Consider the following 23,741-nt stretch of genomic DNA (forward strand, 5'->3'; position numbering starts at 1 on the left):
ATGGAAAAAGAAGCATTTATGGAAAAGCTTCTCTCGTTTATGAAGGAAGAGGCATATAAGCCTTTGACTGTTCAGGAACTAGAGGAGATGTTAAAAATTACGGAAGCCGAGGAGTTTAAAGAGCTCGTCAAAGCGTTAGTCGCCTTGGAAGAAAAAGGGCTTATCGTACGGACGAGAAGTGACCGCTACGGCATTCCGGAGAAGATGAATTTAATAAAAGGAAAGATTTCAGCGCATGCGAAAGGATTCGCCTTTTTGCTGCCTGAGGATACGTCGTTAAGCGATGTGTTTATTCCGCCTAATGAGCTGAATACGGCAATGAACGGCGATATCGTCATGGTTCGCCTGAATTCACAGTCAAGCGGCTCCAGGCAGGAAGGAACCGTTATACGGATTTTAGAAAGAGCGATTCAGCGGGTTGTCGGCACGTATACAGAAACGAGAAACTTCGGCTTTGTCATTCCGGACGACAAAAAAATCACGAGTGACATCTTCATTCCGAAAAACGGGAAAAATGGAGCTGCGGAAGGGCATAAAGTTGTTGTCAAGCTGACGAGCTATCCTGAAGGCCGCATGAACGCTGAGGGCGAGATTGAAACCATTCTCGGCCACAAAAATGATCCGGGCATTGATATTTTATCGGTCATTCATAAGCACGGCCTGCCGGGAGAATTTCCAGCTGACGCGATGGAACAGGCATCTAGTACGCCTGACACAATTGATGAAAAAGATCTGAAAGACCGCCGTGATCTCCGTGACCAGGTGATTGTCACCATTGATGGGGCGGACGCGAAGGATTTGGATGATGCAGTTACCGTGACGAAGCTGGACGATGGAAGCTACAAGCTTGGCGTTCATATTGCTGATGTCAGCCATTATGTAACCGAAAACTCACCGATTGACAAAGAAGCGCTTGAAAGAGGGACGAGTGTGTATTTGGTTGACCGTGTCATCCCGATGATTCCGCACAGATTGTCAAACGGCATCTGCTCCTTAAATCCAAAGGTTGACCGCCTGACGCTTTCTTGTGAAATGACCATTAACAGTCAGGGACAGGTGACAGAGCACGAGATCTTCCAAAGTGTCATCAAAACAACGGAAAGAATGACATATTCAGATGTGAATAAAATTCTTGTTGACGATGATGAAGAGCTGAAACAAAAATACGAGCCTCTTGTTCCGATGTTCAAAGACATGGAGCGCCTGGCTCAAATTCTTCGCGATAAGCGGATGGACCGCGGCGCCGTTGACTTTGATTTCAAAGAAGCAAAGGTGCTTGTCGATGACGAAGGAGCGGTTAAAGACGTTGTGATCAGAGAACGCTCTGTCGCCGAGAAGCTCATTGAAGAATTTATGCTTGTGGCAAATGAAACAGTAGCGGAGCATTTCCATTGGATGAACGTCCCGTTTATATACCGGATTCACGAAGAGCCGAATGCTGAAAAGCTGCAAAAGTTTTTAGAGTTTGTGACGACATTTGGCTATGTGGTGAAAGGAACGGCGGGAAATATTCACCCGCGCGCCCTGCAAAGCATTCTGGACGCTGTGCGTGACAGGCCAGAGGAAACGGTTATATCTACTGTTATGCTCCGTTCGATGAAACAGGCGAAATACGACCCGCAAAGCTTGGGGCACTTCGGTCTGTCAACGGAATTCTATACGCATTTCACATCGCCGATCCGCCGTTACCCGGACTTAATCGTTCACCGTCTAATCCGTACGTATTTGATCAACGGCAAAGTCGATGAAGCGACACAGGAAAAGTGGGCTGAACGCCTGCCGGATATCGCTGAACATACATCATCAATGGAGCGCCGTGCAGTTGACGCCGAGCGTGAGACGGATGATCTGAAAAAAGCGGAATACATGCTTGATAAAATCGGTGAAGAGTTTGACGGCATGATCAGCTCTGTGACAAACTTCGGAATGTTCGTCGAGCTGCCGAATACAATTGAAGGTCTCGTCCATGTCAGCTTTATGACTGATGACTACTACCGTTTTGACGAACAGCATTTCGCAATGATCGGCGAACGGACAGGAAACGTCTTCCGCATCGGGGATGAAATCACAGTCAAGGTTGTCGATGTCAATAAAGATGAGCGCAATATCGACTTTGAAATCGTCGGCATGAAGGGCTCTCCACGCCGTCCGAGAGAATTGGACAGCAGCCGGAGCAGAAAACGCGGAAAACCTGCCAGAAAACGCGTTCAAAGCACCAATACACCTGTTTCTCCAGCGCCGTCTGAGGAAAAAGGAGAATGGTTCACTAAGCCGAAGAAGAAAAAGAAAAAACGCGGCTTCCAAAATGCGCCGAAACAGAAACGGAAAAAGAAGAAATAACAGCTCAACCAGCAAATAGGGCCGCAGCGCTCTATTTGCTTTCTTTCGGAAACAGCTTTTCATTGTAGCGGTACGTGACATTTGGTAAAATAGAGCGTATCGCAAAAGGTGGACAGTTTTTCCTTAGAGAGAGGAGGTTCTGGCATGCCAAAAGGGTCAGGAAAAGTATTATCTCAAAATAAGAAAGCCAACCACGATTATTTTATAGAAGAAACCTATGAAACCGGCATCGTTCTGCAAGGAACCGAAATCAAATCGATTCGCGCCGGCCGCGTAAACCTTAAGGATTCGTTCGCCAAAATCGAACGGGGAGAAGTGTTTCTCCACAATATGCACGTCAGCCCATATGAGCAGGGAAACCGCTATAACCACGATCCGCTCCGTACGAGAAAGCTGTTAATGCACCGTAAGGAGATTAACAAGCTGATCGGGTTAACAAAGGAAAAGGGTTATTCTCTCGTTCCGCTGAAGCTGTATTTGAAAAATGGCTTTGCCAAAGTGCTTCTCGGCCTTGGAAAAGGGAAGAAGAACTATGACAAACGGGAAGACCTGAAGCGCAAGGACGCGAAGCGGGAAATCGAAAGAGCGTTCAGAGACAGCCAAAAAGGCTTCTAAAGGCATAGTGCTTGATTCGAAAATCAGGCCTGTGCTATACTGTGTTCACGATCAGATCACGTCGACATTCATTTGAAGGATTTGACAATTGAAAAGAGCCGTGATCATGTTATAATAAGACTATAGCCAGTTTGAGTGAGAGCTTGATATTTTCTCCCGTATTTCCCTTATACCAAGGGGACGTTACGGATTCGACAGGGATGGATCGAGCTTGAGCTGCGAGCCGAGAGGCGATCTCGTAAACACGCACTTAAATATAACTGGCAAAACTAACAGTTTTAACCAAAACGTAGCATTAGCTGCCTAATAAGCGCAGCGAGCTCTTCCTGACATTGCCTATGTGTCTGTGAAGAGCACATCCAAGTAGGCTACGCTTGCGTTCCCGTCTGAGAACGTAAGAAGAGATGAACAGACTAGCTCTCGGAAGGCCCGCCCGCAGGCAAGAAGATGAGTGAAACCATAAATATGCAGGCTACGCTCGTAGACGCTTAAGTAATCGATGTTTCTGGACGTGGGTTCGACTCCCACCGTCTCCATACATACTGACAATAAAGCAGAACCTCTCAAGAGGTTCTGCTTTATTTTTTCTCCAAATCACAGGCACAAAAAAGTGCGTACTTCCATTTCAATCCCAGCTGTTTCATACTGGTTGCAGAGCAGATGTTTCACCAAGCAGATTTCTGTCAATAAATAAGAGGAATCAAAAACGGAGGGATGAAGAATGAAGCTGAATTTACAAGGAAAAACCGCACTGGTTACCGGCTCGACATCGGGGATCGGAAAAGCTATTGCCTCTTCGTTAGCTGAAGAAGGGGCGGCAGTGATTATTAACGGACGCCGGGAAGAGAAAGTGAATCAGACGATAGATGAATTGAAAACACAACATGCTGAAGCGGTCCTGTATCCGGCTGCATTTGATTTGGGAACAGAAGAAGGCTGCAATGAGCTGTTTCAGGCATATCCGCACGTTGATATTTTGATCAACAATTTAGGGATTTTCGAACCGGCGGAGTATTTTGATATTCCGGATGATGAATGGTTTCGTTTTTTTGAAGTGAATATTATGAGCGGTGTAAGGCTGACACGCAAGTATTTGCATAACATGATCGAGAAAAAAGAAGGACGTGTGATTTTCATTGCCAGTGAAGCGGCGATTATGCCGTCACAGGAGATGGCTCATTACAGTGCGACAAAAACGATGCAGCTGTCCATTTCCCGCAGTTTGGCGGAGCTGGCAACCGGCACGAATGTCACAGTCAACACCGTCATGCCGGGCTCTACCTTAACAGAGGGTGTGGAAACCATGCTGAACTCGCTGTATCCTGATGAAAACCTGACTGTTCAAGAAGCTGAGGCTCGTTTTATGAAAGAAAACCGGCCGACATCTATTATTCAAAGACTGATCCGTCCGGAAGAAATCGCCCACTTTGTTACATTTTTAAGCAGCCCGCTTTCCTCTGCGATCAATGGTGCGGCGCTTCGGGCGGACGGCGGTTTGGTCCGCAGTGTCTTTTAAACCTCTCCCAATTGGAGAGGTTTTTTTATATATTGTTGATTTCCATAAAATGCTGTCGTATAATTTTGGTACTGAAATAGTTTTTGTAGTACCGAAAGCGGGGGATTGATATGGATAAAAGAATTCTGGCGGAAACCATCCGGCTGATTAAGCAGAAAGGATTTTCATTTACGATGAATGATTTGGCGGCAGCGCTGGGAACGAGCAAGCGGACGCTCTATGCATATTATTCATCTAAAGATCAGCTTGTTGAGGCGGTTGTCGAACAATTTATAGCTGAAATGAAGCAAATGGAAAGAGACATCTATGAAAATGAACGTTTAAATGTGCTTGAAAAGGTGAAAAAAATGCTGATCAGCCTTCCGCAGGGGATGGAACTGCTGAACATGGGATTATTAAATGAACTCAAGAAATACCATTATGACGCATGGCTTACATTAGACACGTTTATTAAGGAAGAATGGGCGATCGTCCTAGCATTATTAAACGAGTGCAAACAGCAAAAGAAAATCAGAAACATCAATCTGGACCTGTTTGTTCACATGTATATAGGGAGCATCAACCAAGTGTATGACCCTGAATATCCGCTGAAACATCAGTTCACGACAGGAGAGGTTCTTGAATCAATTGTAGATGTTTTGTTTAACGGTATAACAGCTGATGAGGAGGCTGATGCCACGTGAATTGGGTGTTTCTATGCTTGGCGATTTTGTTTGAGGTTGCGGGAACGGTCAGCATGAAGCTATCGTCCGGTTTTACAAAACTTATTCCCAGTGTGCTGTTGATTTTCTTTTATGGAGGGAGTCTTTTCTTTCTGACGCTTACGCTTAAATCCATTGATGTATCTGTTGCTTATGCTGTATGGTCAGGGATGGGAATTGTCCTGATTACAGTCGTTGGTTTTTTGTTTTTTCAAGAACATGTTAGTGTCATGAAAGTCATTTCAATTGGATTGATTATTGCCGGTGTTGTGTCTTTAAACCTGATCGAGCAGGCTGGGGTGTCTGAGCCGGTACATAAAAGCGGGCAGTACAAATGAGATATATGAAATTGTTTTTCCTCGTGACTGATATCGGCTTTATCTTGTACTGGCTGTCAGCCGGGTTTTCGCTCATACCGGAAAACTGGGCCTTTAAACATCATGACCATCCGTTTATGATCGCTTGGAACTGGTCTTTTTTTCCGCTGGATATCCTGATCTCTGTGACAGGGTTGTACAGCTTGTACTTACAGCGGGTGAATCGAGCTGAGTGGAAGCTGATGGCGCTGATTTCTCTTGTGCTGACCTGTTGTTCAGGTCTGCAGGCGATATCATTCTGGACATTCAGCCGGGATTTTGATCTTGTGTGGTGGCTGTTTAATGGGTATCTATTGATTTACCCTTTATTTTTTATCCACCTGCTCTTAAAGGAAAGCAGAAGGACAAAGCAGTCCTGACAGGTGCCGCTTTTATGATATTGCGAATAAACTGATGTCATGCAAGCAGAGACGGTCTAAGTCTCTGTTTTTTTTATCGGGCGCACCAATTGAGAAGGTAACGCGTTTTTGGGCATACTAAAGCGAAGAAATGGGAAGAGTTCTATATATTCATTGAAAAGGATTTTGTCAAATGAACAAAACTGCTGAGAACAATCAAAGAATCATGCCTATCGTGAAGGATGCCTTTCGCATTCATGCGAATCCATTTCCTTGGAAAAAGGCTATCGGATCAGGTTTCGCTTCAGGGTTTCCTGTGCTGGTCGGCGCATTAGCGGGTCACACGGATTACGGACTAACTGCAAGTATCGGAGGCTTTGTTTATTTATATGCGGGCGGTGAATCGTACAAAAAGCGCGCCTTGAAGCTGCTCTTGGTTTCTATTGGGATCGCCCTCTCATTTTGTTTAGGGACGCTTTTGTCCGGGACGCTTTGGATAATGGCGGCTGTTTTGGGGCTGGTCGGTGCAGCGGCGATGTTTATTTTTAGCGCGCTCGGCATTCAAGGCCCTGCGCCGATGTTTTTTGTCCTAGCCTTTTTAGTCAGTTCCGGGCTGCCGGCCGATCCTTCACAAGCGTTGCTCAGAGCGGGACTGACGTTTCTCGGCAGCATTTTCGCCATGGGCATCGCGCTAATTGGCTGGTTATGGAACAAGCATGGACCGGAGGGAGCGGTGCTGCAAAAAACATATGATCAGCTGGCTGCATGTCTTTCAGCCGTCGGAACGCCAGGTTTTCATCATGCGCAGCATCAGACGGTGCTCATGCTCAGAACAGCCCGCCAAACCGTTCTGGGGAAAGGGAACGGACGGAAAAAATCACAGCATGATGAACGGTTTTTCCGCCTGCTTGAAAAAGCTGACGACATATTCCTTGCCATTATTCATTTTTCAGCTGAAACGCCGGATGGAGAGACCGCGCAGATTGAAAAGGCACTTCGTCAAACTGGAGATATGCTTGCACATGCACGGGTTTTCAATACGTTTCAGATTAATGAAAATGAATCTGAGCCAAAGCGAAAGCTGTTTGAAGAAATCAACGAGGTTTTGCATATCGCTTCAGGACGTTTGGAAAAGCAGCTTGATGGGGAACCGAGCCGCCTGCCATCCTCTTTTTACTTTTTGAGAAATGCCTTTGACTGGAAGTCTCCGGTTTTGATTAGAGCGTTAAAGTACGGAATTGTTCTGTTTGCCGCCGATATGTTTGCCCTCGTATTCAGCTTTGCACGCTCCTATTGGATTCCGCTTTCGGCAGCAGCGGTCATGCTTGGCACTACTGTTGTTTTTACGCTTCACAGGGCTATTCAGCGTTCGGCCGGAACGGTGATCGGTGTTATGCTGGCAGGCGCAATCTTGTTTTTTAAGCCGGGCGGTGTTTATATTGCGTTTTGTATTGCAGCGCTGCAATGTCTTCTTGAGATGCTGATTGTCCGCAATTATGCGCTGGCTGTTCCCTTTTTAACCGCAAATGCGCTTGTTATCACAGAAAGTATGCATGGCGGCGCGGACACCGGTTATTTTATGATAGCGAGGCTGACGGACGTAGCTGTCGGCAGCGTGCTCGGGCTATTGGGAACAATGCTTTTGTGGCGGCGGTTTTCAACGAAGCGGCTGCCTGAACTGATGAGGAACGTCATCCGGCTGGAAGGGCAGTTTATGAAGAAACTGTTAACCGGGCAGAAAGCTGACGAACATAAATTAAGGGTGAGCCTCGTCAGGCTTCGGGATGCGTATGACAAGGCGCTTGGAGAGTTTCCTCATGCGAATGCGGATGCACTCTGGCCTGCTATTTCCGGTGCTCAGCACTTAGGCTATTATTTGCTCTCAGCCCAAGCTCACCGCCGTCCGCCTTCTCCGTTTTCTGATGAAGAGATCAACCAGCTGCGGACGTTTTTTGAACAGGCTGAGCAATCCTTTAACGTGAAAAGGATGCCGGCGGATATTCAAGTGCCGCATGTCGCTCATTATCCTCGGATCAGTAAAGAATTGTCCGCGCTGTATTCCGGCTTGAGAACAGCTTTTGAAAAGTAAGCTGTTTGGGAAAGGAAAATAATCTTTAATTCGAGATATTTTACTTGAAAGTAAATTTCTTTGTCTCTATAATAAAGTCTAAGAGAGACAGAATAATCATTTTGCATCTGTATGATAATAATTGATGTGTGATTTTTAAAAACGAAAGGACTGGTAAAAATGGCAAAAGTATTATATATCACTGCTCATCCGCATGACGAAGCAACTTCGTACAGTATGGCAACAGGTAAAGCATTTATCGAATCTTACAAAGAAGCGAATCCAAATGATGAAGTTGTACATATCGATTTGTACAAAGAAAACATCCCGCACATTGACGCAGATGTATTCAGCGGATGGGGAAAGCTTCAGTCAGGTACAGGCTTTGAAGAGCTTTCTGAAAACGAAAAAGCGAAAGTAGGCCGTTTGGGAGAGCTTAGCGATCAATTTGCATCAGCTGATAAGTACGTATTTGTCACTCCTTTATGGAACTTCTCATTCCCGCCAGTGATGAAAGCGTATCTTGATTCTGTTGCCGTTGCAGGAAAGTCATTCAAATACACAGAACAAGGTCCTGTCGGCTTGTTGACTGATAAAAAAGCAATCCATATCCAAGCGCGAGGCGGCTATTATTCAGAAGGCCCTGCGGCTGAGATGGAAATGGGACACCGCTACATCGGCATCATGATGAACTTCTTCGGCGTACCATCATTCGATGGCATTTTCGTAGAGGGACATAATGCGGAGCCAAATAAAGCACAGCAAATCAAAGAAGACGCGATCGCGCGTGCGAAAGAAGCAGGAAAAACATTCTAATGAAATAGCCTCCCCTTATTTGGGGAGGCTTTTGTTTATTGCTCCAGCATAATGGTTCGTTTCTCTTTACTGCTTTTCATTGCGGCTTCAATGATGCGGATGACATCAATACCTTCCTCAGCGGTGACTGGCAGCGCAGCACCTTCTCGTATGCTTTCCGCTATTTTTCGATAATAGGTAAGGTAGGAGCCATTTACTGATGGAATTGTTTCTGTTTTTTTGTCGGAGCCATGAACGGTTGTAAGCTGTCCGTAAAACTCCGGATCATCCGCACCCCAGCTGTCACCCTCTGGTTTTCTTCCCGCTCTGAGTGCGTCTTCCTGCCCGTCGATTCCGTATTTGATAAAGCTGGAATCCTTACCATGGATTTGATAACGGGGACCGTTTGCAGGAACAATTGATCCTCCGTATAGAATGGCTTGAAGCTTGCCGTAATCCAGGATTAAATGAAAATAGTCAACCGTTTCGGCATTTTCCCGCTGAGCCATTACGTTTGCAGTCACGGCTTTAGGCATCCCAAACAAATGCAGGGTCTGGTCTATAATGTGGGAGCCGAGATCATACAGCGTGCCAGTGGCAACGCCTTCTTTTTCCCGCCACCGCGCTTGAACTTCAGGTCTGTAGCGGTCATAGGAGACTTGATATGTATTGATATCTTCAAGAGATCCCTCAGAGATCAGCTTTTTAATCGTTAAAAAGTCGTTATCCCAGCGCCGATTATGATATACGCTTAACAATACGCCTTTTTCATCAGCGGCTTTCTTTAATTTCTCCCCTTCTGCGGCCGTCGCTGTCATCGGTTTTTCCAACACGACGTGTTTTCCCGCTTGTATGCACGCCATAGCATGCTCGTAATGAAGTCCGCTCGGTGTGGTGACAATGACGAGCTCAATGGAGGGGTCATTTGTGATTTCCTCAAGCTCATGCACAACTTCAGCATCAGGAAAATCCCGTTTCACTTCTTCCGTCCGTGATGTCATGATTTTGCTGATGTGATACTCATTTAGAACAGCCAGCAGCGGCCCGTGAAAAACAGAACCGGACAATCCGTATCCTAATATTCCAACCTTGATCGTATCCACTTTTCTTCTCCCCTTTAAAAGCGTTATCAACAGAAGTATATACCCTCCTGATGAAATGGTAAAACCTAACTGATTCAATTTTTGCGTCGGCATGCTTAGACAACCGTTTGGACAATCAGTATAATGGGAATTAATATCATTAAACAGAGGTGTACGCATGGAAAAGCATAACGAACATAAAACATTAAACCATAAAAGCTCGAAAGAAAAAGATCAGATTACAAACCGGCTTAAACGGATTGAGGGTCAGGTCAGAGGCATTCAAAACATGGTGGAAAACGACAGATATTGTGTAGATATTCTTGTGCAGATTTCAGCTGTTCAAGCGGCAATGAAAAATGTGGCGCTTCATTTGCTTGAGGATCATGCCCATCATTGTGTAGCGGATGCCATCAAAAGCGGAGACGGGGAACAAGCCATTTCTGAGCTGTTGGATGTATTTAAAAAGTTCACAAAATCATAAAGCGTTTTTTATTGTAATACCCTACGGGGGTATGGTAGGATGAAAACAGAAAGAATAAACAGGAGGAATTCATATGGAACAAAAAACATTGCAAGTCGAAGGAATGTCTTGTCAGCACTGTGTGAAAGCAGTAGAAACGAGCGTAGGAGAACTGGACGGCGTCAGTGCTGTTCATGTCAATCTGGAAGCGGGTAAAGTCGATGTTTCGTTTGATGCTGACAAAGTATCCGTCAAAGACATTGCGGATGCGATAGAAGATCAGGGCTATGATGTAGCCGATTGATTCAAGATATCGCGCCTTTATGGAGGTGCGATATTTCTTTCATTTTTATATACCCCCCGGGTGTATATAAAGGAGTGAGTATATTGAGTGAACAAAAGGAAGTCGCAATGCAGGTCTCTGGTATGACCTGTGCGGCATGTGCTTCCAGAATTGAAAAAGGCCTGAAGCGGATGCCCGGTGTCGCAGATGCCAATGTCAATCTGGCAACGGAAACTTCAAATGTAATCTACGATCCTGCTGAAACAGGGGCTGCAGCAATTCAGGAAAAAATAGAGAAGCTGGGCTATCATGTCGTTACAGAAAAAGCTGAATTCGATATTGAAGGCATGACCTGTGCGGCCTGCGCCAATCGGATTGAAAAGCGGCTTAACAAAATAGAAGGCGTCGCAAACGCCCCTGTAAACTTCGCTTTAGAAACAGTTACAGTCGAATACAATCCAAAAGAAGCGTCTGTCAATGATCTGAAAGCAGCGGTAGATAAGCTTGGATATAAGCTAAAGCTGAAGGATGATCAGGATGGTGAAGCAGCTGCTGCTAAAAAGAAAGAAGAACGGAAGCAAATGGCGAGACTGATCTTTTCAGCGGTTCTGTCGTTCCCATTGCTTTGGGCGATGGTGAGCCATTTTACATTTACATCATTCATTTGGGTGCCGGATATATTCCTCAATCCGTGGATGCAGTTTGCGCTGGCGACACCAGTCCAGTTTCTGATCGGCTGGCCGTTTTATGCGGGTGCGTATAAGGCGCTCAGAAATAAAAGCGCCAATATGGATGTATTGGTCGCGCTCGGAACGACTGCTGCTTACGCCTATAGTCTATATCTTACTTTTCAAAGCCTTGGTTCCCACGGACATACAGACGGCCTTTACTATGAAACAAGCGCGATTTTGCTGACGCTGATTTTATTAGGAAAGTTGTTTGAAACAAAAGCAAAGGGCCGTTCCTCGGATGCGATTAAAAAGCTGATGAAGCTTCAAGCGAAAACAGCGACTGTCGTAAGAGACGGAAAGGAGCAAATCGTCCCGATCGACGAAGTGCTTGTTAATGACATTGTTTACGTCAAACCTGGCGAACGAATTCCTGTCGACGGAGAAGTGGTTGAAGGCCGCTCAGCGGTTGACGAATCGATGATTACAGGTGAAAGTCTTCCTGTTGACAAAAATCCTGGTGACAGCGTGACAGGTTCAACCGTTAACGCAAACGGCTTCCTGAAAATTAAAGCTGTCAACGTCGGAAAGGACACTGCCCTTTCTCATATCATCAAAATTGTTGAGGAAGCACAAGGGTCAAAAGCGCCGATCCAGCGTCTCGCTGACCAGATTTCAGGCATTTTTGTGCCGATTGTATTGGGGATTGCCGTTCTCACTTTTCTCATTTGGTATCTTTGGGCGGCTCCTGGCGATTTTGCTGAAGCGATCAGCAAGTTCATTGCGGTTCTTGTCATTGCTTGTCCTTGCGCCCTCGGTCTTGCCACTCCGACGAGCATAATGGCTGGATCTGGACGCGCTGCTGAATTCGGCATTTTATTTAAAGGCGGCGAGCATTTAGAAAAAACACATCGTCTCGATACCATTGTTCTTGATAAAACCGGAACCGTGACAAACGGGAAGCCGCGTCTGACGGATGCCATTCCATTCGGACGTTTTGAAGAAACAGATTTGCTTCAATTTGCAGCGGCAGCGGAAACGGGATCGGAGCATCCGCTCGGCGAAGCAATTGTGGCTGGCGTGAAAGAAAAAGGGCTAGAGATACCGAAGCTAACCTGTTTTGAAGCGAAAGTCGGCGCAGGCATTTTGGCTGAAGCCGGAGGAAAAAGCATTCTCGTCGGCACAAGAAAGCTAATGGAGAGCGAACAGGTTGAGCATGGGGCTCTTCTCGCCCAAATGGAAGAGCTTGAGGCCAAAGGGAAAACAGTTATGCTTGTATCCATTGATGGGGAGGCAGCTGGGCTAGTAGCGGTTGCAGATACGATAAAAGACACGTCGCGGAAGGCTGTTGCCCGTCTGAAAGAGTTGGGGCTTGATGTCATCATGATGACAGGAGACAATCGCAGAACCGCAGAAGCCATCGCGAAGGAAGCGGGAATTACGAGTGTCATTGCGGAAGTCCTTCCTGAACAAAAGGCGGCAGAAATTGCCCGCCTGCAAAAAGAAGGCCGCCAAACAGCCATGGTAGGCGACGGAATTAACGATGCGCCGGCGCTTGCCACAGCCGATATCGGCATGGCGATTGGAACAGGCACGGATATTGCCATGGAAACAGCTGACATTACGCTGATTCGCGGCGATCTAAACAGCATTGCCGACGCCATTCGCATGAGCAGATTGACAATGAAAAACATTAAACAAAACTTATTCTGGGCGCTCGGCTATAACAGCCTCGGCATCCCAATCGCAGCGCTAGGATTTTTAGCACCATGGATAGCGGGAGCAGCAATGGCATTCAGCTCCGTTTCCGTAGTTCTGAACGCTCTTCGTCTGCAGAAAGTAAAATGAAAAACCGGCGATATGCCGGTTTTTGTTTTTCATTGACACTTTCTTGGAAAACAACATATAATAGGTGTAACTATTATATGAGTATATGCTCATATATGTATAACAAATCAATGCTCATTGATACGCTTTGAAGAGGGAACCCTAAATCGGAAGGTAAGGTGAGACTAGTGAAACAGGAATACGTTCTGGACGGTTTGGATTGCAGCAATTGTGCCCAAAAAATCGAAAATGGAGTCAAAGGCATAAAAGGAATTGACGGATGCGCGGTAAATTTTGCGGCAAGCACCTTAACTGTCTCGGCCAATGGGAAAGAAGAGCAATGGGTCATAAATAAAATAGAGAAAAAAGTGAAATCAATCGATCCGCATGTAACGGTTCGCCAAAAGCATAAAAAGAAATCAGCGGATGACGGCTATCGTTATCGAATGGTCAATATGCTGATCAGAATGGCGGCGGCTGTCATTCTCGGCGCAGCGGCATATTTGGTTCATTCCGGAACCATTGAATTTTTCCTATTTTTCGCTGCTTATTTGATCATTGGCGGTGACATTGTCATCCGCGCAGTCAAAAACATCATCCGCGGCCAAGTGTTTGACGAACATTTCTTGATGGCCCTTGCCACAATTGGTGCTTTTCTGATTCAGCAATACCCTGAGGGAGTCGCCGTTATGCTGTTTTATCAAATCGGTGAGCTTTTTCAAGGAGCCGCAGTCAGCCGGTCCAGAAAATCAATTAGTGCCTTAATGGATATACGGCCTGATTACGCCAATGTGAAAACAAAGAACGGCATCGAACAGGTTTCTCCGGAGGATGTTCAGACAGGAGATATCATTGTGGTTAATCCGGGAGAAAGCATACCCCTGGACGGTAAGGTCGTGCAAGGGTCAGCGATGGTTGATACATCTGCGTTGACAGGTGAGTCCGTTCCGAGAAAAGCTGCGGAAGGACAAGAGGTCATGTCAGGCTTTATCAATCAAAACGGCGTTCTGCATATTGAAGTCACAAAGGGCTATCAGGACTCAGCAGTATCAAAAATATTAGACCTGGTTCAGAATGCGAGCAGCCGCAAAGCCCGGACAGAAAACTTTATCACGAAGTTTGCTAAGTATTATACACCTGCTGTTGTCATTATCGCGGTATTGCTGGCTTTTGTTCCGCCGCTTGTTGTTTCTGGCGCCGCTCTTTCCGATTGGGTGTACCGCGCGCTTATCTTTTTAGTGATTTCTTGTCCTTGTGCGCTAGTTGTCTCTATTCCGCTCGGTTTCTTCGGAGGAATCGGAGCGGCCTCGAAGGCTGGAGTGCTTGTAAAGGGAAGCAATTATTTAGAAGCCTTGAATCAAGTCAAATACGCGGTGTTTGATAAAACGGGAACATTAACTAAAGGCAGCTTTGAAGTGACAGAAATTAAGCCTTCGGAAGGATTTACAAAGGACAGCTTACTTGAAGCTGCGGCATACGCTGAGCTTCATTCACAGCATCCGATTGCCGAATCTGTGCGTAAAGCTTATGGAAAAATGCTTTCCCCTGACGCCATAGAATCATATGAGGAAATATCCGGCCACGGCATTTTTGCAAAGGTAAATGGAACTGAGATCCTTGCCGGGAATAAAAAGCTCATGGAAAGAGAACAAATTGAGGATGTCCCGGATGAAAAAGCCGGAACAATCGTACACGTTGCCGTTGGTCAACGATATGCCGGAGCAATCATCATAGCGGATGAGATAAAGGAAGACGCAGCACAAGCGGTTGCTGATCTGAAGTCGCTTGGGATCAAACAGACAGCTATGCTGACGGGTGATTCGAAACAAACGGGAGAAGCCGTCGGAAAACAGCTTGGGATTGGTGAGGTATATGCAGAGCTGCTGCCGCAGGATAAAGTCGCGCAGGTCGAAGCATTGGAAGCTAAGCTTTCACCTAATGAAAAACTCATTTTTGTCGGTGACGGCATCAATGATACGCCGGTGCTTGCCCGCGCAGATATAGGGATCGCGATGGGAGGCCTTGGCTCAGACGCCGCAGTAGAAGCCGCAGACATCGTGCTGATGACAGATCAGCCGTCAAAAATAGCGGAAGCGATTCGGATTGCGAAACGGACACGGCGTATCGTGTGGCAAAACATCGGCTTTGCTTTAGGCGTAAAAGCGATCTTCCTCATTCTTGGTGCATTTGGAATTGCGACTATGTGGGAAGCGGTTTTCTCTGATGTCGGCGTTACGCTGCTGGCTGTTGCAAACGCCATGCGTGTCATGCGTCTTAAAAACAAATAAATTGTCGGAGAGAATTCATTTTTTCGGGGTTTTCTTATCTGTGCTTGTCTTGTTAAAATAAAGAAGTGGGTCAATTGCGACCCGCTTCTTTTTTAATTTTAAAACGATGAGGTGTCGGAGTGAAAAAGAAACAGCAGTCTTCTGCGAAATTCGCGGTCATCCTTACGGTTGTGGTCGTTGTATTGCTAGCAGCCATTGTCATCATTAATAACAAAACGGAACAAGGCGATGAAGCGGTTTCCGGACAGCCGTCTATTAAAGGCCAGCCTGTGCTTGGCAAGGACGATGCACCGGTAACTGTAGTAGAATTCGGAGATTACAAATGTCCGTCTTGCAAGGTGTTTAACAGTGACATCTTTCCAAAAATACAAAAAGACTTTATTGATAAGGGCGATGTGAAATTTTCTTTCGTGAACGTCATGTTCCATGGAAAAGGTTCAACATTAGCGGCTCTTGCATCAGAAGAAGTATGGAAGGAAGACCCTGACTCTTTCTGGGATTTCCATGAAAAGCTGTTCGAAAAACAGCCGGATACAGAACAGGAATGGGTAACCCCAGGCGTTCTCGGTGATCTTGCAAAAAGCACCACAAAGATAAAACCTGAGACGCTCAAGAAAAATCTTGATAAGGAAACATTCGCTTCTCAAGTGGAAAAGGATTCTGACCTTAATCAAAAAATGAACATAAATGCAACACCGACGATTTACGTCAATGATAAAGTGATCAAAAATTTTGCGAATTATGATGAAATCAAAGAAACGATAGAAAAAGAGCTGAAAGGGAAGTAACGATATGAAAAATAGAATCGTATTTTTATATGCTTCCTGGGTTGTGGCTCTTGTCGCTATGCTGGGCAGCCTGTATTTCAGTGAAATCAGAAAGTTTATTCCATGTGAACTGTGCTGGTACCAGCGTATCCTCATGTATCCGCTCGTCCTGATTTTAGGCATCGCTACCTTTCAAGGAGACACACGAGTGAAAAAATATGTGCTCCCGATGGCGATGATAGGGGCATTCATTTCGATCATGCATTACTTAGAGCAAAAAGTGCCCGGTTTTAGCGGCATTAAGCCGTGTGTCAGCGGCGTGCCGTGCTCGGGCCAATATATTAACTGGTTTGGTTTTATTACGATTCCATTCCTGGCCCTGATTGCTTTTATCCTGATTATCATTTTTATGTGCCTGCTGAAAGGCGAAAAATCTGAATAACAAAAAAAGCGCCCGCGTATGCCGGACGCTTTTTTAATTTCGCAAAACTCATGTCCATCAGCAATAGCCGTATTCCCTCTAAATTTATCTTTTTTTCTCATAAAAATGTTATTGCTTTTACGCTTGAGCGATTATAAAATCTAGAGGTCGTCAGAAAATTTAACAAACATAAAGGGAGTCATCAGAATGGCTTGGGAGCTGCTCAGTGTGATTGGCATCATTGCGTTTGCAGTCAGCGGCGCAATTGTTGCGATGGAAGAGGAATACGATATTTTAGGAGTTTATATATTAGGGATCGTTACAGCTTTTGGAGGAGGAGCGATCCGCAATTTGCTGATTGGTGTTCCGGTGTCAGCGCTATGGGAGCAGGGAGCGTACTTTCAAATCGCGCTTTTATCTATTACAATTGTGTTTCTGTTTCCGAAGCTGCTGCTGAAGCATTGGAATAAGTGGGGCAATTTGTCAGATGCGATCGGCCTCGCAGCCTTTGCTATCCAAGGCGCACTGTATGCCGTCAAAATGGGCCATCCGCTTAGTGCCGTGATTGTGGCTGCGGTGCTGACGGGAAGCGGGGGCGGAATCATCCGCGACCTTCTTGCCGGGCGCAAACCGCTTGTGCTGAAGGCGGAAATTTACGCGGTCTGGGCGGCTCTCGGCGGATTAATCGTCGGATTGGGCTGGCTGGGGAACTCGGTAGGCTTATACGTTCTGTTTTTTGTGCTCGTTGTCTGCAGGGTTTGTTCCTATATGTTTAATTGGAAGCTGCCAAACCGTTCTTTTCGCTTAGAGAATTAATAGCAAAAAAACCGATTTCGATGTGAAGTCGGTTTTTTTGCATATAAATAACCCAAACCTTGATTGATTTTGGGTAAATATGATAAGATAAATTGTATTTGCCAGTTTTCATCATATATTCGATATATGTATCCAATTATATTTTACAGTATTTCATCTATGTTTGTCAACTATTTTCTGGAGGTGCCGTTCATGAATCAGAAGGATAAGGAATGGAAGGAAGAGCAGTCAAGAATAGATGAGGTGCTGCAGGAACTCGGAAAAAAAGAGCGGTTTCTGGAAACGTCTGCGGGCGGGTTGAAGCATGATATCATCGGATTAAGAAAAAGCTTTTGGGAGGATGTGAAGGTTAATTTTGATGATGCCCATGAAGCGGTTGAAACGATGGCAAGCATTAAGCAGCAGGCAGAGCTGCTGTCTGATCGGGAACGGAATCATCGGCGCATGGCCCAGCAGCTCAAACGAATTCAACAATTAAAAAAATCGCCTTATTTCGGCCGGATTGATTTTATTGAAAACGGCGAGGAGCAGGCAGAGCGAATTTATATCGGTTTAGCTTCCTGTTTGGATGAGAAGGAGGAACACTTTCTGATCTATGACTGGAGGGCGCCGATATCAAGTATGTACTATAATTATTCCCCGGGAAAAGCGGAGTACGAGGTGTCCGGTGAAACGATAGAAGGGGAAATGGTGCTGAAACGACAGTTTATGATCAAAAACGGCGATCTCAAGGCGATGTTTAATACCGATATGACGATTGGCGATGAAATGCTGCAAGAGGTATTAAGCCATCATTCCGATACCCAAATGAAAAACATCGTGTCTACGATTCAGAAAGAACAAAATCAGATTATCCGTAATGAAAAAAGCAAATTCCTGATCGTGCAGGGAGCGGCTGGGAGCGGAAAAACTTCGGCAGCGCTTCAGCGTGTCGCTTATTTGTTATACAGGCACCGCGGCGTCATTGATGCCGGACAAATCGTTTTGTTTTCTCCTAACTTCTTATTTAACAGCTATGTCTCCTCTGTTTTGCCTGAGTTAGGAGAAGAGAATATGGAGCAGGCGACGTTTCAGGAATATATCGAGCATCGGCTTGGCCGCAGGTTTCAATGTGAAAGCCCCTTTGACCAGCTTGAGTATTGCTTGACTGAAACAAAGGAAGGCGATTTTCCAACAAGGCTTGCGGGTATCACATGGAAGGCGGGTTTATCTTTTCAGCAATTCATTGATGAATACGTCACAAGGCTGTCCTCTGAAGGGATGATTTTTAAAAATATTGTTTTCCGCGGCCAAAAGCTGATTACAAAGGAACAGATTCAATCCTATTTTTACTCATTGGATCAAAATCACTCGATCCCGAACCGGATGGAACAAACCGCGAAGTGGCTGCTGAGTGAGCTTAACAAGCTTGAGAAAAAGGAGCGGCGAAAGGATTGGGTCGTTCATGAAGCTGAGCTGCTTGACAAAGAGGACTACTTGGACGTGTACAAGAAACTGCAGGAAAGGAAACGGTTCAGCGAGAGTACGTTTAACGATTATCAAAGAGAGCATCAGCTGCTTGCCGCCATCATTGTGAAAAAAGCTTTCAAACCGCTCAAACAAGCGGTCAGACTCCTGGCATTTCTTGATGTGAACCAGCTGTATCTGCAATTGTTTTCCGGATGGGGAGGGGAATCCCAGCATGAGAAGACGGCAGCGATAGGAGAGCTGACCCGTTCGGCATTTACGGAAAATAAATTGCTCTATGAGGACGCGGCACCGTTTCTTTATATGCAGGATCTGATTGAGGGCAGAAAGAAAAATACGAAGATCAAATACCTATTTATTGACGAAGCCCAGGACTATTCACCGCTGCAGATGGCTTACATGAGAAGCATTTTTCCGGCTGCCAGCATGACAGTGCTTGGTGATATCAATCAGTCTATCTACGCTCATGCCATACACGGGGATCAGCGTATGGATGCGTGCTTTGAAGATGAGCCTGCTGAGTATGTTCGTTTAAAGAGAACGTACAGATCGACAAGGCAGATTGTCGAGTTTACAAAAGCGATGCTTCAAGATGGAGCGGATATTGAGCCGTTTAACAGAAACGGGGAAATGCCGATCGTGGTCAAAACTGAAGGGCATGAGAGCCTTTGCCAAAAGCTCGCGCAAGAAATTGGACTGCTCAAGAAAAAAGGGCACGAAACAATAGCCGTCATTTGCAAGACTGCGCAGCAATGCATACAGGCGCACGTTCACATGAGTGAATATGCAGATGTTCGCCTGATTCATAAAGAAAATCAACCATTCCAAAAGGGTGTTTGCGTGATTCCCGTGTATTTAGCGAAGGGAATTGAATTTGACGCAGTACTTGTCTATGATGCATCTGAAGAACACTATCATACAGAGCACGACCGCAGGCTTTTATATACTGCGTGCACCCGTGCAATGCACATGCTGGCGGTATTTTATACAGGTGAAGCCAGTCCGTTTGTAACCGCTGTGCCGCCTCACTTATATCAGATTGCTGAATGAAGAGAAGGGAGTCCTTCTCTTTTTTCTATTTATATGAAGCATAGCCGTTTTATCATTAGGATTCTTAATAGTTATCATCATGTAAATATATTTTACTTAAGCCTAGTATTCCGGTAAAGTTCAATTAGATGCAATTTTCGATCAGTTTATAACTTTGTGAGGTGGATACGTTGCAACTTCAGGTAATGAACAGTCCGTTTAATCAGGAGCAGGCAGAGCTCCTTAACCGCCTTCTGCCGACCTTGACCGAATCCCAGAAAATCTGGCTGAGCGGATATTTATCCGCGCAATCTGTTTCCGCCCAAGAAACTGCGGGTGCGCCGGCGGCAGCTGTGTCTGTGGAGGCACCAGCACCGGCCGTTTCAAAAGAAGTGACCGTTCTTTATGGTTCACAAACAGGAAACGCACAGGGGCTTGCAGAAAATGCCGGCAAGCAGCTTGAACAGAGCGGTTTTCAAGTGACCGTCTCATCCATGAGCGATTTTAAGCCGAATCAGCTGAAGAAGGTAACCAATCTTTTAATCGTGGTTAGTACGCACGGTGAAGGCGATCCGCCTGATAACGCGCTGTCGTTTCACGAATTTCTGCACGGAAGACGGGCGCCTAAGCTTGAAAATCTGCGTTTTTCCGTTTTGGCGCTTGGTGATAGTTCGTACGAATTTTTCTGCCAGACAGGGAAAGAATTTGATCAGCGCTTAGAAGAACTCGGAGGAGAACGGATTTCTCCGCGCGTTGATTGCGATCTTGACTATGATGAACCGGCAGCCGAATGGCTTGAGGGTGTATTGAAGGGATTAAATGAAGCTGGGGGCGGAAGCGCCGCACCTGCGCCGGCGGCTGCGGCTCAAACCGGTGAGTCTTCGTATTCCAGAACAAACCCGTTTCGGGCTGAAGTGTTAGAAAATTTGAATTTAAACGGCAGAGGATCAAATAAAGAAACACGCCATGTGGAGCTGTCTCTTGAGGGATCTGGCCTGACTTACGAGCCTGGTGACAGCCTCGGCGTCTATCCGGAAAACGATCCAGAGCTTGTCGAGCTGCTCCTTAAAGAAATGAATTGGGACCCGGAAGAAATTGTGACGCTTAATAAGCAAGGTGATGTCCGTCCACTGAAAGAAGCGCTGATTTCTCACTATGAGATTACCGTTCTCACAAAACCGCTTCTTGAACAGGCAGCCCAATTGACGGGAAGTGAGGAGCTTAGAGAGCTTTTAGCCCCGGGAAATGAGGAGAATGCAAAAGCTTATATTGAAGGACGCGATTTGCTAGATCTCGTCCGTGATTATGGCCCATTCAGTGTATCTGCGCAGCAGTTTGTCTCGATTTTGCGAAAAATGCCTGCCCGCCTTTATTCGATTGCAAGCAGTTTATCCGCAAATCCGGATGAAGTGCATTTAACAATCGGCGCAGTCCGCTACGATGCGCACGGCCGTGAACGAAAAGGCGTCTGCTCAATTTTATGTGCGGAACGTCTGCAGCCGGGGGACACACTGCCTGTTTATGTACAGCACAACCAAAACTTTAAGCTTCCGAAAGATCCTGAAACACCAATTATCATGGTCGGCCCTGGGACAGGCGTCGCACCTTTCCGTTCCTTTATGCAGGAGCGTGAGGAAACGGGAGCAGAAGGAAAAGCATGGATGTTCTTTGGCGATCAGCACTTTGTCACGGATTTCCTTTACCAGACAGAGTGGCAGAATTGGCTCAAAGACGGTGTGCTGACAAAAATGGATGTGGCGTTCTCGCGTGATACGGAAGAAAAAGTATATGTGCAGCACCGCATGCTTGAACAGAGCGCAGAGTTGTTCGAATGGCTTCAAGAAGGAGCGGCTGTTTACATTTGCGGAGATGAAAAGCACATGGCGCATGACGTCCATAACACATTACTTGAGATTATCGAAAAAGAAGGCAATATGAGCCGCGAAGAAGCGGAAGCTTATCTTGCCGATATGCAGCAGCAAAAACGCTATCAGCGTGATGTATACTGATTTGACTTGAAAGGAGTTTTTCAACATGGTGACCAAAATCTTAAAAGCACCGGACGGTTCTCCAAGTGATGTTGAACGCATTAAAAGAGAAAGCGACTATTTGCGCGGCACACTGAAAGAAGTGATGCTCGATCGGATCAGTGCAGGAATTCCTGATGATGACAACCGCCTGATGAAGCACCACGGCAGTTATTTGCAGGATGACCGCGATCTCCGCAATGAACGCCAAAAGCAAAAGCTTGAACCGGCCTATCAGTTCATGCTGCGCGTGCGTATGCCAGGGGGCGTTTCAACGCCTGAGCAATGGCTTGTCATGGATGACCTTTCTCAGAAATACGGGAACGGCACATTAAAACTGACGACACGTGAAACGTTCCAAATGCATGGGATTTTGAAATGGAACATGAAGAAAACCATCCAGACGATCCACTCAGCGCTTTTGGATACGATCGCAGCCTGCGGAGACGTAAACCGTAACGTCATGTGCGCATCAAACCCTTATCAGTCTGAAATCCATTCAGAGGTATACGAGTGGTCGAAGAAATTAAGTGATGATCTGCTGCCGCGGACGAGAGCCTATCATGAAATTTGGCTTGATGAGGAAAGAGTGGCAGGCACGCCGGAGGAAGAAGTCGAGCCAATGTACGGACCGCTCTATCTGCCGCGGAAGTTTAAAATCGGTATTGCCGTTCCGCCGTCTAATGATATTGACGTCTTTTCACAAGATCTCGGATTCATTGCGATTGTCGAAGATGGCAAGCTGATTGGATTTAATGTGGCGATTGGCGGCGGCATGGGAATGACGCATGGCGACACAGCCACATACCCGCAATTAGCCAAGGTCATCGGATTCTGCCGGCCCGATCAAATGTATGACGTTGCTGAAAAAACGATTACGATTCAGCGTGATTACGGAAACCGTTCTGTCCGCAAAAATGCGCGGTTCAAATACACAGTTGACCGCCTCGGTTTAGATACCGTAAAAGAAGAATTGGAAAACCGTCTCGGCTGGAGCCTGGAAGCAGCGAAGCCATATCATTTCGATCATAACGGCGACCGCTACGGCTGGGTGGAAGGCATCGAGGATAAATGGCATTTCACGCTGTTTGTCGAAGGCGGCCGTATAACGGATTACGATGATTATAAGCTGATGACAGGCTTACGGGAAATCGCCAAAGTTCATACAGGCGAGTTCCGTCTGACAGCTAATCAAAACCTGATTATCGCAAACGTTTCAAGTGAGAAAAAAGATGAAATCAGTGCGTTAATCGAGCAATACGGCCTAACTGACGGCAAGCATCATTCAGCACTCCGCCGCAGCTCGATGGCTTGCGTCGCTCTTCCAACCTGCGGATTGGCAATGGCGGAAGCAGAACGTTATTTGCCAACCCTCTTAGATAAGGTTGAAGAGATTATTGACGAAAACGGCCTTCGTGATCAGGAAATCACCATTCGCATGACAGGATGCCCGAACGGCTGTGCACGCCACGCACTCGGTGAGATTGGATTTATCGGAAAGGCGCCGGGCAAATATAATATGTATCTTGGCGCTGCCTTTGACGGAAGCCGTTTAAGCAAAATGTACCGTGAAAACATCGGTGAAGCAGACATTTTAAGCGAGCTTCGCGTCCTTCTTTCCCGCTATGCGAAAGAGCGTGAGGAAGGCGAGCATTTCGGTGACTTTGTTATCCGCGCCGGCATTATTAAAGCAACAACTGACGGTACGAATTTTCATGATTGAGAAAGAAAGACGAGAGACGGGGAATAGCTTCCTGTCTCTTTTTTTTGCAATTTGCTCTTATGCAAAAAAGTTCACTGTGAGCATATCATGAGAAAAAATACCCTAAAAAGGGTACTATAAAAGAAGACAA

19 protein-coding genes and 1 other RNA gene are annotated in these 23,741 nt (G+C 46.1%); 19 read left to right on the forward strand and 1 reads right to left on the reverse strand.

All coding sequences use genetic code 11. The features are described from left to right. The 9 genes from rnr to azoRB all read left to right on the forward strand — a co-directional run bounded on the left by rnr (nt 1) and on the right by azoRB (nt 8,771). Nucleotides 1–2,340: a ribonuclease R gene (gene rnr / locus BFW96_RS04035; protein WP_014665394.1), complete on the forward strand. Its 2,340-nt coding sequence runs from the start codon at nt 1–3 to the stop codon at nt 2,338–2,340. 144 nt (nt 2,341–2,484) lie between these two features. Beyond that, nucleotides 2,485–2,955: an SsrA-binding protein gene (smpB, locus tag BFW96_RS04040; protein WP_003220025.1), complete on the forward strand. Its 471-nt coding sequence runs from the start codon at nt 2,485–2,487 to the stop codon at nt 2,953–2,955. A gap of 176 nt (nt 2,956–3,131) precedes the next feature. Beyond that, nucleotides 3,132–3,494, forward strand: a transfer-messenger RNA (tmRNA) gene (ssrA, locus tag BFW96_RS04045). 182 nt (nt 3,495–3,676) lie between these two features. Beyond that, on the forward strand, nt 3,677–4,471 hold the full coding sequence (locus tag BFW96_RS04050; RefSeq protein WP_014665393.1) for an SDR family NAD(P)-dependent oxidoreductase: 795 nt from the start codon (nt 3,677–3,679) through the stop codon (nt 4,469–4,471). Between the two features lie 110 nt (nt 4,472–4,581). Then, the gene (locus tag BFW96_RS04055; protein WP_069838725.1) at nt 4,582–5,154 is read left to right on the forward strand and encodes a TetR/AcrR family transcriptional regulator; all 573 of its coding nucleotides are present in this window, start codon (nt 4,582–4,584) and stop codon (nt 5,152–5,154) included. Further along, nucleotides 5,151–5,510 (forward strand): DMT family transporter, encoded by a 360-nt coding sequence (locus BFW96_RS04060; RefSeq protein WP_014665391.1) that lies wholly within the window; start codon nt 5,151–5,153, stop codon nt 5,508–5,510. Before BFW96_RS04055 ends, BFW96_RS04060 begins: the two co-directional genes overlap by 4 nt. Continuing rightward, nucleotides 5,507–5,908 (forward strand): YvaD family protein, encoded by a 402-nt coding sequence (locus BFW96_RS04065; protein WP_040081811.1) that lies wholly within the window; start codon nt 5,507–5,509, stop codon nt 5,906–5,908. Before BFW96_RS04060 ends, BFW96_RS04065 begins: the two co-directional genes overlap by 4 nt. A 172-nt stretch (nt 5,909–6,080) precedes the next feature. Continuing rightward, nucleotides 6,081–7,976, forward strand: a complete 1,896-nt coding sequence (locus tag BFW96_RS04070) for an FUSC family protein (protein ID WP_069838726.1) — start codon at nt 6,081–6,083, stop codon at nt 7,974–7,976. Nucleotides 7,977–8,135: 159 nt separating this feature from the next. Then, entirely contained in the window at nt 8,136–8,771 is a 636-nt protein-coding gene (azoRB, locus tag BFW96_RS04075) for an FMN-dependent NADH-azoreductase AzoRB (RefSeq protein WP_069838727.1), read from the forward strand. A gap of 35 nt (nt 8,772–8,806) precedes the next feature. Here the strand turns inward: azoRB and iolW are convergent, their stop codons facing one another. Continuing rightward, nucleotides 8,807–9,883, reverse strand: coding sequence for a scyllo-inositol 2-dehydrogenase (gene iolW, locus BFW96_RS04080; RefSeq protein ID WP_069838728.1), 1,077 nt, complete (start codon nt 9,881–9,883; stop codon nt 8,807–8,809). A 127-nt stretch (nt 9,884–10,010) separates the two neighbouring features. Here iolW and csoR point away from each other — a divergent pair, with 127 nt between their 5' ends. The 10 genes from csoR to cysI all read left to right on the forward strand — a co-directional run bounded on the left by csoR (nt 10,011) and on the right by cysI (nt 23,611). Then, nucleotides 10,011–10,316, forward strand: coding sequence for a copper-sensing transcriptional repressor CsoR (gene csoR, locus BFW96_RS04085; protein WP_003228404.1), 306 nt, complete (start codon nt 10,011–10,013; stop codon nt 10,314–10,316). 73 nt (nt 10,317–10,389) lie between these two features. After that, nucleotides 10,390–10,599 (forward strand): copper chaperone CopZ, encoded by a 210-nt coding sequence (gene copZ / locus BFW96_RS04090; RefSeq protein ID WP_040081817.1) that lies wholly within the window; start codon nt 10,390–10,392, stop codon nt 10,597–10,599. An 83-nt stretch (nt 10,600–10,682) separates the two neighbouring features. Then, entirely contained in the window at nt 10,683–13,094 is a 2,412-nt protein-coding gene (copA, locus tag BFW96_RS04095) for a copper-exporting P-type ATPase CopA (RefSeq protein ID WP_069838729.1), read from the forward strand. Between the two features lie 158 nt (nt 13,095–13,252). Further along, nucleotides 13,253–15,361 (forward strand): heavy metal translocating P-type ATPase, encoded by a 2,109-nt coding sequence (locus BFW96_RS04100; protein ID WP_139123522.1) that lies wholly within the window; start codon nt 13,253–13,255, stop codon nt 15,359–15,361. A gap of 119 nt (nt 15,362–15,480) precedes the next feature. Then, entirely contained in the window at nt 15,481–16,149 is a 669-nt protein-coding gene (bdbD, locus tag BFW96_RS04105) for a disulfide bond formation protein BdbD (RefSeq protein WP_069838731.1), read from the forward strand. 4 nt (nt 16,150–16,153) lie between these two features. After that, nucleotides 16,154–16,570 carry a disulfide oxidoreductase gene (locus tag BFW96_RS04110; protein WP_069838732.1) on the forward strand — a complete coding sequence of 139 codons (417 nt, stop codon included), beginning with the start codon at nt 16,154–16,156 and terminating at the stop codon, nt 16,568–16,570. Nucleotides 16,571–16,756: 186 nt separating this feature from the next. Continuing rightward, entirely contained in the window at nt 16,757–17,365 is a 609-nt protein-coding gene (locus BFW96_RS04115) for a trimeric intracellular cation channel family protein (RefSeq protein ID WP_069838733.1), read from the forward strand. Between the two features lie 192 nt (nt 17,366–17,557). Next, the gene (gene helD, locus BFW96_RS04120; RefSeq protein WP_069838734.1) at nt 17,558–19,882 is read left to right on the forward strand and encodes a DNA helicase IV; all 2,325 of its coding nucleotides are present in this window, start codon (nt 17,558–17,560) and stop codon (nt 19,880–19,882) included. 170 nt (nt 19,883–20,052) lie between these two features. After that, the gene (locus BFW96_RS04125; RefSeq protein WP_069838735.1) at nt 20,053–21,870 is read left to right on the forward strand and encodes an assimilatory sulfite reductase (NADPH) flavoprotein subunit; all 1,818 of its coding nucleotides are present in this window, start codon (nt 20,053–20,055) and stop codon (nt 21,868–21,870) included. 25 nt (nt 21,871–21,895) lie between these two features. Further along, nucleotides 21,896–23,611, forward strand: coding sequence for an assimilatory sulfite reductase (NADPH) hemoprotein subunit (gene cysI, locus BFW96_RS04130; protein ID WP_014665377.1), 1,716 nt, complete (start codon nt 21,896–21,898; stop codon nt 23,609–23,611). Nucleotides 23,612–23,741: the final 130 nt, after the last annotated feature.

The organism is Bacillus sp. F56, from assembly GCF_001748205.1.
Taxonomy (GTDB): domain Bacteria; phylum Bacillota; class Bacilli; order Bacillales; family Bacillaceae; genus Bacillus; species Bacillus stercoris.